Origin of the sequence: Paenibacillus sp. MY03, from assembly GCF_002165585.1 — a bacterium.
GTDB classification, from domain to species: Bacteria; Bacillota; Bacilli; order Paenibacillales; family Paenibacillaceae; genus Pristimantibacillus; species Pristimantibacillus agaridevorans.
This window is the reverse complement of sequence record NZ_MXQD01000033.1, coordinates 63,128-75,722: the sequence shown is the minus strand read 5'-3', so window position 1 is coordinate 75,722 and position 12,595 is coordinate 63,128. Positions and strand designations below refer to the sequence as shown.

11 protein-coding genes are annotated in these 12,595 nt (G+C 55.4%); 1 reads left to right on the top strand and 10 read right to left on the bottom strand.

The window, feature by feature from the left end; all coding sequences use genetic code 11:
• The 8 genes from rlmB to B1748_RS22935 all read right to left on the bottom strand — a co-directional run bounded on the left by rlmB (position 1) and on the right by B1748_RS22935 (position 8,429).
• Positions 1-759 (bottom strand): 23S rRNA (guanosine(2251)-2'-O)-methyltransferase RlmB, encoded by a 759-nt coding sequence (rlmB, locus tag B1748_RS22970; protein ID WP_087570290.1) that lies wholly within the window; start codon positions 757-759, stop codon positions 1-3.
• Between the two features lie 53 nt (positions 760-812).
• Positions 813-1,307, bottom strand: coding sequence for a Mini-ribonuclease 3 (locus tag B1748_RS22965; protein ID WP_373271297.1), 495 nt, complete (start codon positions 1,305-1,307; stop codon positions 813-815).
• On the bottom strand, positions 1,304-2,707 hold the full coding sequence (gene cysS, locus B1748_RS22960) for a cysteine--tRNA ligase (protein ID WP_087570289.1): 1,404 nt from the start codon (positions 2,705-2,707) through the stop codon (positions 1,304-1,306). The genes B1748_RS22965 and cysS overlap by 4 nt, the downstream gene beginning before the upstream one ends.
• Positions 2,704-3,474 carry a serine O-acetyltransferase gene (cysE, locus tag B1748_RS22955; RefSeq protein ID WP_087570288.1) on the bottom strand — a complete coding sequence of 257 codons (771 nt, stop codon included), beginning with the start codon at positions 3,472-3,474 and terminating at the stop codon, positions 2,704-2,706. The genes cysS and cysE overlap by 4 nt, the downstream gene beginning before the upstream one ends.
• A gap of 763 nt (positions 3,475-4,237) precedes the next feature.
• On the bottom strand, positions 4,238-5,698 hold the full coding sequence (gltX, locus tag B1748_RS22950; protein ID WP_087570287.1) for a glutamate--tRNA ligase: 1,461 nt from the start codon (positions 5,696-5,698) through the stop codon (positions 4,238-4,240).
• A gap of 40 nt (positions 5,699-5,738) precedes the next feature.
• Positions 5,739-6,215, bottom strand: a complete 477-nt coding sequence (gene ispF / locus B1748_RS22945; RefSeq protein WP_087570286.1) for a 2-C-methyl-D-erythritol 2,4-cyclodiphosphate synthase — start codon at positions 6,213-6,215, stop codon at positions 5,739-5,741.
• Positions 6,212-6,976: a 2-C-methyl-D-erythritol 4-phosphate cytidylyltransferase gene (ispD, locus tag B1748_RS22940; protein WP_087570285.1), complete on the bottom strand. Its 765-nt coding sequence runs from the start codon at positions 6,974-6,976 to the stop codon at positions 6,212-6,214. The genes ispF and ispD overlap by 4 nt, the downstream gene beginning before the upstream one ends.
• A 355-nt stretch (positions 6,977-7,331) precedes the next feature.
• The gene (locus B1748_RS22935; RefSeq protein WP_087570284.1) at positions 7,332-8,429 is read right to left on the bottom strand and encodes a PIN/TRAM domain-containing protein; all 1,098 of its coding nucleotides are present in this window, start codon (positions 8,427-8,429) and stop codon (positions 7,332-7,334) included.
• Between the two features lie 209 nt (positions 8,430-8,638).
• Between B1748_RS22935 and B1748_RS22930 the strand changes: the two genes are divergently transcribed.
• Positions 8,639-9,034: a nucleoside triphosphate pyrophosphohydrolase family protein gene (locus tag B1748_RS22930; RefSeq protein ID WP_087570283.1), complete on the top strand. Its 396-nt coding sequence runs from the start codon at positions 8,639-8,641 to the stop codon at positions 9,032-9,034.
• A 132-nt stretch (positions 9,035-9,166) separates the two neighbouring features.
• Here B1748_RS22930 and B1748_RS22925 read toward each other — a convergent pair whose 3' ends face one another.
• Together B1748_RS22925 and B1748_RS22920 are read right to left on the bottom strand one after the other, a co-directional pair.
• Positions 9,167-10,765 (bottom strand): response regulator, encoded by a 1,599-nt coding sequence (locus B1748_RS22925; protein WP_087570282.1) that lies wholly within the window; start codon positions 10,763-10,765, stop codon positions 9,167-9,169.
• Entirely contained in the window at positions 10,758-12,542 is a 1,785-nt protein-coding gene (locus B1748_RS22920) for a cache domain-containing sensor histidine kinase (RefSeq protein ID WP_087570281.1), read from the bottom strand. The genes B1748_RS22925 and B1748_RS22920 overlap by 8 nt, the downstream gene beginning before the upstream one ends.
• Positions 12,543-12,595: the final 53 nt, after the last annotated feature.

The following is a 12,595-nucleotide window of genomic DNA, read 5'->3' as shown; positions in this document are numbered from 1 at the left end:
CTATTGGCCCCGTCTCTGCCTAACAACCTCGTACATCAACACGCCTGCCGCTACCGAGGCGTTAAGGGAATTCAAACGGCCAAGCATGGGAAGCTTGACAAGAAAATCGCATTTTTCTTTGATCAAGCGGCCCATGCCCTTGCTCTCGTTGCCGATGACAATCGCAAGCGGCATGTCGAACTTCGATTTGTATACATCCTGAGCGGCCGACACATCCGTGCCAGCTACCCAAACGCCCGCTTCTTTGAGCTTCTCGATGGTCTGGGCGAGATTCGTCACGCGAGCGACGGCGACGTGCTCCGCGGCGCCCGCCGACGTCTTAAGCACAGTAGCGGTCAAGCTGGCCGAACGGCGCTTCGGAATGACGACGCCGTGCACCCCCGTGCACTCCGCCGTACGCAAAATGGACCCTAGATTATGCGGGTCCTCGATCTCGTCGAGAACGAGGATAAACGGCGTCTCGCCCTTCTTCTCCGCGATAGCCAGAATATCGTCGACCTCGACATAGTCGAACGCCGCGGCTTGGGCAATTACGCCCTGGTGGGCAACGCCTGCGGCCATGGCGTCCAGCTTGCGCTTGTCCACGAATTGAACAACGATGCCAAGCGCCTTGGCCTCCGCCGTAATGGGTCCCGTCACGCTTTTCTGGGAGCCCTCGGCAATCCATATTTTATTGATCTCGCGTCCCGAACGGAGCGCCTCCAGCACGGGATGTTTCCCGGCGATGATTTCTTCTTCTTGCCCATTATGTTCGGACATGGTAGCCCTCCTTCATTCTTGCCTGTCTATGCCTGCTTTCGCCAATCGCCGGACTATTCGTCTTCTCCAAGGGCTACGCGCATCAGCTCGCCGATCCGTTCCATGCGCCCTTCGAAGTACAAATAGCCGAATAAACATTCCAGCGCGGTCGCCTGACGGTAATCGGCCGGGTCCGCATTTTTCGGAGGCGCCCCCGACTTCGTGTTGCGCCCTCGGCGCACCATATCGGCTTCCTCTTCGGTCAGGAGCGGCTGCAGACGCTCCAACTGCAGGCGCTGCGCTTTCGCAGACACCCTCTTAGTCGCCTCTTGATGCAGATGATGCGACTTGTTGTTGGGAAGCGAGATCAGGTATTGCCTCACAAGCAATTCGAAAACGGCATCTCCCATGTACGCCAGCACGACGGGATTGATGAGGCCGCTCTTCTTGCCGGGCGCGTGTATGGCGAGGGGATTGGCGAAGGACGCGGCAGGCGATGCCTTCTCCTCGCCGATTCTCCCCGCCTTCTCAATCGGTTCTTGATTGTTCTCGTCAGGATGCTCCATCATTTGCGCCGCCACCTGATGCCTTGCGGCGTATCCTCAAGGACGATATTCATCTCGTTTAACCGATCCCGAATCTCGTCGGCCCGCGTCCAGTTCTTCGACTTGCGAGCCTCGGTCCTCTCGAGAATCAGCGCTTCTACTTCTTCCGCGAGCGAATCGGCGTCATCTTGACGCGGGAGCAGGCCGAGCACGCTGTCGAAACGCTCCATCAGCGCGATCAGAGCTTTCAGCCCCGCCACGTTCGCCTCCGGGCGGTTGATGTAGAGATTAGCTTCGCTCACCAGTTCGAACACGGCGGTAATGGCGTCCGGCGTGTTGAAGTCGTCGCCCATCTTCGCCGCGAATTGATCCGCGAGCTGCGCAAGCTTGCCCGCGAGCGCATCATCGACCGGACCAGCCATCCCTTCCGCCGCAAGGCGGTGCTGCAGATTGGCATAGCAGATCGCGATGCGCTCCACGCTGTTTGTCGCTTGCGCAATGGATTCGTCGCTGAAGTTCAACGGACTCCGGTAGTGCGTCGACAGCATAAAGTACCTAATCGCCTCCGGCTTGACGCGTTTGACGATCTCTTGAACCGTAATCCCGTTGCCGAGCGACTTCGACATTTTCTCATTGTTGATATGAATGTAGCCGTTATGCATCCAGTAATTAGACAGCGGCTTGCCTGTCAGCGATTCGGACTGGGCCACCTCGCATTCGTGATGCGGGAATTGCAGATCGTGGCCGCCGCCGTGAATATCAAGCGTATCGCCGAGATATTTGCGCGCCATCGCGGAGCATTCGATATGCCAGCCCGGACGGCCCGGCCCCCAAGGACTATCCCACTTGATCTCGCCGGGCTTGGCGCCTTTCCAGAGCACGAAGTCGCCTTGATGCTCCTTGCGCTCGCCGATCTCGATGCGAATGCCGAATTGGAGCTCGTCGATCTTCTGATGGGACAGCTTGCCGTACTCTTCGAACTTCGCCGTTCGGAAGTAGACATCCCCTTCGCTTGGATACGCGTAACCTTTATCAACCAGACCCTCTATAAAGTCGATGATCTCCGGTATATGATCCATGACGCGCGGATTAAGCGTCGCCTTTCGCACGCCCAGCGACTCGATGTCCTCGTAAAAGGCCTCTATAAATTTTTCCGCCACATGCGGCACGTCCGTGCCAAGCTGCTCCGCTTTGCGAATCAGCTTGTCGTCGACATCCGTAAAGTTGCTGACGTAATTGACTTCATACCCCGCATACTCCAGATAACGGCGAACAACGTCGAAAAAAATGACAGGTCGCGCGTTGCCGATATGAATATAGTCATATACCGTTGGTCCGCATACGTACATCTTCACTTTGCCCGCTTCCTGCGGAGCAAACGGCTCCTTGGCCTGCTTGAGCGAGTTATAGATGGATATCGTCATACTTTGCTCTTTCCTCCCTCTTGCAATTCCTTCTGCATGGTTTCCTTGACCTCGTTCGCGGGGCGGCCCTGCGCGCCGTTCTCCGCACTGGCCGGCGCAATTGCCCGAACGGTTCCCGGCGCGCCCTCTCCTGCGGACGTCAGCCGCCCCACTTCATCCTTGAGACCGTTGATCTCGCCCTGCATCGCCCGGAACATCTCGATGACCGGATCGGGCAGCTGCGTATGGTCGAGCCGATCGCCCACCCGTTCTCCGTTCCGTCTGACGACGCGCCCCGGATTGCCTACGACCGTGCAATTATCCGGAACCTCGCGCAGAACGACGGCGTTGGAGCCTATATTGGAATTATCGCCCACGCGGAACGATCCCAATACTTTGGCCCCGGAGCCTATGACGACATTGTTGCCGATCGTGGGATGCCGCTTGCCCTTCTCCTTGCCCGTGCCGCCGAGCGTCACGCCTTGATAGATAACGACGTCGTCCCCGATCTCGCATGTCTCCCCGATCACCACGCCCATGCCATGATCGATAAAGAGCCGCTGTCCGATCGTAGCTCCGGGGTGAATCTCGATCCCGGTAAAGAACCGGCTCGTCTGCGAGATGATTCTGGCCAGCGTGAACCATCTTCTCCGATAGAGGGCATGCGACACACGATGCGCCCAGATGGCATGTACGCCGGAATACGTAAAGATAACCTCGAACCTGCTGCGAGCCGCAGGATCATTTTCGAACACCGTCTTGACATCCGAGCGAAAATGGCGAAACATATCCGTTCCTCCCCCTTCCAAATTGCCTGCTTTCGTCTCTGCGATGCACGGACGGGAGCTTACACTCTTATACCCCATATAAGCTCGACATGCGCAGATTTTCTCTATCAGCGAGGATTTTTTTTGGAAACTGACAAAATCGCTTCGAGCTCCATTGTGTATGATTTTTCATACTCATCTGCCTCGAATTCAGGGTTCCAGCACCATTGTGTATGATTTTTCATACCCGCGCGCCTCGAAGCCACCTTTTCAGCTCGACTGTATATGATTTTTCATACTCATACTCCATCCCGAATCCAGGGGTTCCAGCTCGATAGTGTGCACAGTTTCCTGAAAACAAAAAAACCTCCGCAGCATCCTGTGCTGCAGAGGCGTTATGATCGCGGTCCCACTCTGCTTGAACGGGCGTTGTTCGGGGAATATCCGGAAAACGCGGCCGCTCGTCTCGAAGCCCGTAACGCAGGCAATGCGTTGCCGCCTACCCTGACTGCCTCCGTCCGGACCAATCGTCCGTATTCGCGCGGGGCAGCAGCTCGGAGCAAGGCTCCCAGGTGCATGTTCCGTTCCAGCGGATTAGGCAACTTCCAGCACTGTCCTCTTCCGCGCGCAGCAAATGCAATCGCTGCCTACGGATTCTCATGACGGTTGCCCTCTCTGACAATCCACAGATTAACGTACTTCTCCTGATCATAGCCGATAATTAATAATAGTCATAGTATACCGGATCGTCGGGAAAGTGCAAGCAAAGTTATTGCCGCCCCCTCTAACCCAGCCGTTCCTTCAGACGGGCAAGCACCTTCGGCTTGCCGAGAAGCACGATAGACTGGTTTAGATCCGGACCGTGCGTCTGACCGGTGAGCGCCGCGCGGATCGGCATAAACAGCGCTTTGCCCTTATGACCCGTTTCCTTCTGCACGGTCTTGATCATATCCTTGATGCCATCCGCCGAGAATGCCGCAGCATCGCTCTCGAGCAGCCCCAGGAAAGCCGACAGAACGGCCGGCACCTGCTCTTCCGCCAGCACGGCGGTCGCTTCTTCCTCGTCCGCCACCTCTTCGCGGAAAAACAGCTCCGTAACCGGGACGATGTCGGACGCGCAGCGCAGCTTGTCCTGGTGCAGCGCGACCAGCGCCGTCACCCATTCGCGTCCTTCGCCGTCCAGCGCGTCCGGGATGCAGCCCGCCTTCTTCAGATGCGGCAGGCACAGGTCGACGATACGCTCCAAGTCGGCTTTTTTAATATATTCATTGTTCATCCAGCTCAGCTTCTGCGTATCGAACACGGCCGGGCTCTTGCTCAAGCGGTCGGCGTCGAACGCATTTACCAGCTCTTCGCGCGTGAACATCTCCTGCTCGCCCTCCGGCGACCAGCCCAGCAGCGCGATGAAATTGAACATCGCCTCCGGCAAGTAGCCTAGGTCGTCATACTGCTCGATGAACTGAATGATGGATTCGTCGCGCTTGCTCAGCTTTTTGCGGCTTTCGTTCACGATCAGCGTCATATGCGCGAAAACCGGCGGCTCCCAGCCGAACGCTTCGTAGATCATAAGCTGGCGGGGCGTATTGGAAATATGGTCCTCGCCTCGCAGAACATGGCTGATCTTCATCAGATGATCGTCGAGCACGACCGCGAAGTTATACGTCGGAATACCGTCCTTCTTGACGATGACGAAGTCGCCCATCTCCGCCGTATCGAACGTGATGGCGCCTTTAACCATATCGTCGAATGTATACGAGCGGCCTTCCGGCACCCGGAAGCGAATGCTCGCGACACGGCCTTCCGCCTCGAACGACGCCTGCTGGTCTGCGGTCAGATTGCGGTGACGTCCGGAATACCGCGGCGTTTCGCCGCGCGCTTGCTGCTCCTCGCGTTCCTGCTCCAGCTCCTCTTCCGTGCAATAGCAGCGGTAAGCAAGGCCTTTGTCCAGCAGCTCCTGCCAATATTCCCTGTACAGGTCGAGCCGTTCCGTCTGGCGATACGGGCCGTAGCCGCCGCCTACGTCAATGCTTTCGTCCCAATTAATGCCGAGCCACTTCAAGTAGGTAAGCTGGTTCTCTTCTCCGCCCGCCACGTTGCGCTTTACGTCCGTGTCCTCGATCCGGATAATGAATTTGCCGCCCAGATTTCTTGCGAATAAATAATTGAATAAGGCCGTTCTCGCATTGCCAATATGCAGATGCCCCGTCGGCGACGGCGCATACCTTACGCGCACTTCCGTTGTCATGATGAGCCACTCCCCACAATCGTAAATTTAAACGTCCTGCCTATACGGCCACCAAACACACCACCGATTGCGCCGCGATGCCCTCGCCCCGGCCGGCAAAACCAAGCTGCTCCGTCGTTGTCGCCTTCACGTTGACCAGCGACACGTCCGCCTCCAGCGTTCTGGCAATGACCTCCGCCATCTGCGGGATATACGGCAGCATCTTCGGCCGTTGCGCGATAATCGTGGAATCGATATTGCCGAGCTTGAAGCCCCGTTCCTTGGCCATCGCCCAAACGCGCTCCAGGAGCACTACGCTGTCGGCATCCTTAAACGCCTCGTCCGTATCCGGGAAGTGCTTGCCGATATCGCCCAGCCCCAGCGCTCCAAGGATGGCGTCGCTGATCGCATGAAGCAGCACGTCCGCGTCGGAATGGCCGAGCAACCCCTTCTCGTACGGAATCGTCACGCCCCCGATAATGCAAGGCCTGCCTTCCGCCAACTGATGGACGTCGAATCCTTGTCCTACTCTAATCATCTCGTTTCTCCTCCATGCGAAGCCCCCGGCTCGCGATCCGGGACGTCCGGCGAGCCGCAACTGCCGGATATGTCCTTGCGCCGAGCCAGCAGAAATTCCGCGTACGGCAAATCCTCGGGCGTCGTAATTTTTATATTCGTGTAATCCCCTTCCGTTACCGTCACGGGATGCCCCAGCCGCTCGACGACCATTGCGTCGTCGGTGCCGAGGAATCCCTCCGCTTCCGCACGCTCATGAGCTTCCACGAGCAGCTCCCGGCGAAACGCTTGCGGCGTCTGAATCGCCCATAAGCTACGTCGGTCGGGCGTCGCTGTGATCACGCCGACGGCGTCCACCTGCTTGATCGTGTCCTTTACGGGCACGGCCAGCACCGACGCTCCGCCGGCAAGCGCGGTCTCGCAGCAGGCAGCGACCGACGCTTCGGTAACGAGCGGCCTTACGCCATCATGCACCATAACCCAATCGCAGTCCTCAAGCGACCGCAGCCCCCGCAGCACGGAATGTTGGCGCTCCGCACCGCCTTCAAGCACATGCGTCACCTTCGTCAGCCCGTATTGGCGGGCCCAGCGACCGCATCTATCGATATCCTCGCCGCCCACAACAAGCGCGATCTCGCGAATAAGGTCCATCCGCTGGAACAGCTCCAGCGTATGGACCAGAATCGGCTTGTCCGCAAGCCGCAAGTATTGCTTGCTTTCGCGCGTTCCCATGCGCGTGCCGCGACCGGCCGCCACAATGACAACGCCCCACTTCTCCGCCATGCCCTCTACCTGCCTTAGCCTTGTATATGAGGTTCAAAAAGCCCGCCAAAACCGCACCTTTCGAACGCTTACCATATGTACGATTATATTCCATGTGCCTCTATGACACATTGAAGTCCGGTTCAAAAAGTTCGGTTTTCAGCACATGAGCGTATGCTTCCGATGCTGCGTTTTTTTCAAAAACGCTGTAGAAGATTGAAAGAAGGTAGAAACTGAGTAGCGGAGCGTAGTGGAGGCTACGTGAGCAACGGAAGTTTCGCCTGAATTCAATATTCGATGCCGAGTATGCTTCTTGGCATACTTCGTGATCAAAAGCGGACTTTTTGAACAACCTCTTGAATACTATCATACCTTTTTACAACGCTTTTTCCAACAGCTTCGGCTTGGCAAAAATCATTCTTCCCGCAGACGTCTGCAGCACGCTCGTTACAAGCACTTCCATCGTCGTGCCGATGTAGTCGCGTCCGCCCTCCACCACGATCATCGTGCCATCGTCCAGATAAGCGACGCCCTGGCCGTGCTCCTTGCCGTCCTTGATCACTTGAACGATAATTTCCTCACCCGGCAGAACGACCGGCTTGACGGCATTGGCAAGATCGTTAATGTTCAGAACCGACACGCCCTGCAGCTCGCACACCTTATTCAGGTTGAAGTCGTTGGTGACAACCTTGCCGCGCAGAGCCTTGGCGAGCTTCACCAGTTTGCTGTCGACCTCGCCAATCTCCTCGAAGTCTCCTTCGTAAATCAGCACTTTGACGTCGAGCTCCTTCTGAATCTTGTTCAGGATATCGAGCCCTCTGCGCCCCCTGTTGCGTTTGAGCAGATCCGAGGAATCCGCGATATGCTGCAGCTCTTCGAGCACGAATTCAGGAATGACCAGCGTTCCCTCAATGAATCCCGTTTTGCAAATATCCGCGATCCGCCCGTCGATGATGACGCTCGTATCCAGAATTTTGTGCTCTTCGAAGCCCTTCGCTTCAGGCGAGGCAGACACGGGCTTGGGCTTCTCCAGCAGCGCCGCGAAGCCTGCCGCGATCTCCTCCTGCTTTAGCACGCCGATCCGCAGGCCGACGAAGCCGAATGCCAGCGCCATGACCGCGGGCAGCAGATTGCCGATTCCGCTCAGATCGGCGACGACGGGATACAGCATAACCGCAAGCAGCAAGCCTGCCAGCAGGCCGCCTGTGCCGATGAGCAATTGCCTGATCGGCATGTCCGTTATCGCGTCTACGCCTTTGTGTAAGGATCGAACGATCGGTCCCGCCAGCACCGAAGCCATAATAACGCCAAACACGGCTCCGAGCGCCACATTCATGTAATAAGTGCCGGATTGCAGCATGCCATAGGACGGAGTGGACCATGCGGCCGCGCCGCTCCCCCATCCGTATACTTCGCTGCCGGCCATCGCGCCAAACCATAATCCAATAAGTTGTATCATTCTTCTAATCACCATAATGGTTCACCTCCATTACAATTATGTTCCAATCTTTCGCCCTCTAATCGTCCCCCTGCCCTTTTTCGCCAAAAGTTTCCTGACCTGCGCCCCTTAAGGACGCGCCCCGGATCCAGTCTGCAACTTCTGGCATGTGGAAAACCGTGTGCGAGAGCATTATAATGGAAATAGTGACGACTACTATAAGGCGGTGATTTGAGGTGGAATCTATGAATGCTCCAACATTGGATCAATTCCAGCAGCAGGTATCTGAGCTGTTGCTGCGGCATCGCAGCTTGCTTGACGTGATGTCAAAGTTCGGTCAATCCGGCGCGTCGGTAAACCGTGCTGTCAGCAAGGCCGTAACAGACTGCGGATGTATCGAATTGAATGCGAGGAAGCAGCAGTATTCCGACACACACGAGCTTGAGAATGCCAAGGAAACGTTGCAAAGCCATCTATCAGGAGCGTTGTGCGAACATTGCAACGAAGTGCTGAAGAGCGAGCTGGGTCGCAATTTGTTCTATATGACGGCGCTCTGCAATTTGCTTCAGATCCAGCTGGACGAAGTCGTCGCGGACGAATACGACAAATGCTCGACGCTCGGACTGTTCAATTTGACTTAGGCGAGGTTGTTCAAAAAGTCCGCTTTTGATCACGATCGCCCAAATGGGCTCGCACAACGACAATAAGGGCTTGAGGCAACCGCCTCAGCCCTTTTTTCTCTTTCTGTTTCATTGACGCCCTGATTTCAGAATTTATCCCCCCTTCCGTTCCGCAGCGATGCGGGACTTATACTCCTGCGGCGTGCAGCCCGTCTGTTTTTTAAACAAATTGCTGAAATATTTGGGATCGCTCCCCATCCCCGACATCTCGGCCAGTTCATAAATTTTGTAGTCGCCGGAGCGCGCGATCGCTTCTTTTGCTTTTTCGATGCGCGCCTTGGCTACGTACTGCGGAAAGCTCATCTTCATTTCCTTGCGAAACAACTTGCCCAAATAATCGGGATTCATAAACAGCTTATGCTTGGCTAGCCATTGCAAGGACAGCTCCTCCCGCTCCAGATTGTCATGCACGTACTGGGCCATCCGATGGGCCGCCATTTTGCCCCTCGCCGCCGGCGTACCGTAATACGTATCCAAAATGGAGTGGGCCTCCTCGGAAATATACCTCTCCACTTCCCCCAGCGTTTTCATCTGGAGAATCGGAACCGTATGATTCAAATATTCGTTGGTTGGATTGGGAACGCATTGTTTGTGCAAGATCGCAATCAAGTCGATGCTAATGCCGGTTGTCGTTCCGATGGACAGCCGCAGCTGTCTCAATTTGGAGAATAACGCCGCGAGTTCCTTGTTCAATCCCTCTCTGGACCCGATCCGAATGTGGTCCAATATGCCGGAATAATGATCCAGCTCGGCCGCAGCGAACACCGCGGGCGACTCGGCCTTGTCGACAGATCCCTCCGTCCGCAATGCCGTAATGGAGCGTTCGCCCAAATAATAAGCTTGCTCCATATGCCGCATCGCATCCTCGAAAGCGCGAGGCTTGTCCGTCATGGCGCCCTCGTGTCCTATCGACCAAATGAACTTGCTTCCCGCTTCCGATTCGAGGCGTGTTGTCGTGTATTCCATCCGTTCAAGAAGATCCGTCCTGGAATAATTCGCTACGAGCAGTACCATGACCTGATGAATAACGGCGTAATGCTTTACATGGTTTTCGCCGAGATGTTCGACGATCAGCGGTATGAGCTTCTTCGCTTCCTCGTACCGCAATTCCGTCTCCGTCCTGCATGCCAGCAGGCGCAGCATGCCTTCTCCGTCATGAAGACGAACCTGTTCGAGATAGTCCGCCGTTTCGTCTTCCGTCATCCGGCCGAGCAAATAATCGGACAACAACTTCTCGCGGGCTCTCGGCACTACTTCGGAGAGCATCCGCTCCATTTGCCCTAATGCCTTGCGCTCGCGCGATTCCACATCCAGTTCATTGACAATGTCCGTCAATACCTTCTTAATATCATGCTCATCGCATGGCTTGAGAATATAATGTTTGACGCCGTGCTTCATGGCTTGGCTGGCGAACCGGAATTCCCCGAACCCCGACAATACCACGAACTTCATACCAGGAAACCGCTGCTTGGCATGCTTGATCAGCTCCAGCCCGTCCATGCGGGGCATCTTGATATCCGTAATGACGATATTGGGCCTAAGCTGCTCCATCTCTTCCAGCGCAGCCGCTCCATCCTTCAGGCAGCCCGCCAGCTCCAGCCCCATGCCCTGCCAATCCACCAGCGTGGCGATGCCTTCGCGTATTATCCTCTCGTCGTCGACCACCATTACTCGATATGGCTCGTTAGTCATGTGCAATCACCTCGTAGCGATTAATCATCGAAGCAGACGAATCCGGTTCATGCGTGTACGGCACCGCGATTGTAATCGATGTTCCCTGGCCCGGCTCGCTTGCGATCGACAAGCCGAAACCGGAGCCGTACAACAGCCGAAGCCGGTCATGAATACTCTTAAGCCCGACTCCCGTCCCTTCCGCCTTAATCTCTCCCCGTTCGAGCTTCTCCAAGTATCGAGGATCCATTCCGGCCCCCGTATCGCGAACGACAATGTCCAGCCGATCCGGTCGCTCCGCTGCGAAGACAACGATCCGACAGGGCTCCGTAGAAGTCTCTACCGCATATTTGACGCTATTCTCCACGATCGGCTGAAGAATGCCGCATGGCATATAGAGCAGACGCAGACGCTCGTCGATCTCGATGCGGAAGTCGAGCCTCTCTTCGAATCTGAATCTTTGAATATAAATATACTGCTCGAGGTGGTCGGCTTCCTCGCCGATCGTAATATAAGGTTTTTCGGTTATGGAGTGTCTGAGGAGCTTGCCGAGCGCCTTTACCATGCCCGAAATTTGAAGCTGACCGTTCATTCGCGCCAGCCAGTTGATCGACTCCAGCGTATTGTACAGAAAATGCGGATTGATTTGCGATTTCAGCCTCTCATACTCCGCGTTGCGCAGCATAAGCTGCTTAATATAGTTTTCTTTGATCAGCTCATTTAGCCGATCGACCATGCGGTCGAACGATAAGCTGAGCAATGTAATTTCATTGCGTTGGTTGGAAACCTCCAGCCGATCGAGCTCCAGATTCCCTTTCTCGACGACGGCCATTTTATCAATGAGCTTCCCGATCGGCTTCGTAATATACCTCGATACCCGCAAACCTGCCGCAAGTATGGCAAGCAGCAGCAACGCATATAATCCAAGCAGCAACAGCTGCATTTTTTCGATCTCCATAAATAACGTTCCATAGGGAACCAATTGGGTAAACGTCCATCCCGTGTAATCCAGCGTAAACTGCGCCTCCAAATATTTGCTGCCCTCGATCGTGATGACCTTATAGGAGCCGGTGCCGGTGTCGATTGCCGCGTCTTTGTCGCCCAGCCGATAAGCCAACCGCTCCGGTACTCTGGCATGGGGACTGGCGAACAGCAATTGATTATCGGAGGAGATCATCAGCTTCGTATCGTAATAATTCGCCTCTTCCGGACTGGAATATACGATGTTATCCGCGTGCGCCCGCAAGACGAGCGTGCCTAGCGGGTCCATGCTATAATCGCTAACCTCGCGGATCTCCCTCAGCGATTGGAAATACCCCTCCTTGCCGCCGACCCATACGCTCGCTCCCTTAAATTCGGCCGCCTTCCCGACCACTCGCGCTATCTCCTCCCCGTTCATCGGATTCGTATGCAGTCCAGAGGTATGATGCGTGCCATTGCTATCGATAATGACGATAGAAGCTACCGCATAATCGAATATTTGGTAAGAGAGCAGCCTGCGCTTGAGACTGTTCGAGGCGCTGTAAGCTTCATAGGTGCCCGGTTCGGTTTTGATCGTAAGCAGATAGGATTGAATATGGGGATCCGACATGATGGATAAGGACAGCCGATCGATATTTTCAAGCTTCTCCTCGATTCGTAGCGAAAAAAGATGGAATTTCTCCGAAGATTCGCGATAGATCAGATCATTGTACTGTGAGCGGGAGAACTGGACGAACAAATAACCAAGGACGCTTGTGGTCAATGCCGCCATCACGATAAATAGAACCAGCTTTCGCTCGAGCTTCATTTGTTTCATCCATACTCCCCCTCGCCACTTATTATATCAGCCGACTGCAACGACGATAAGAT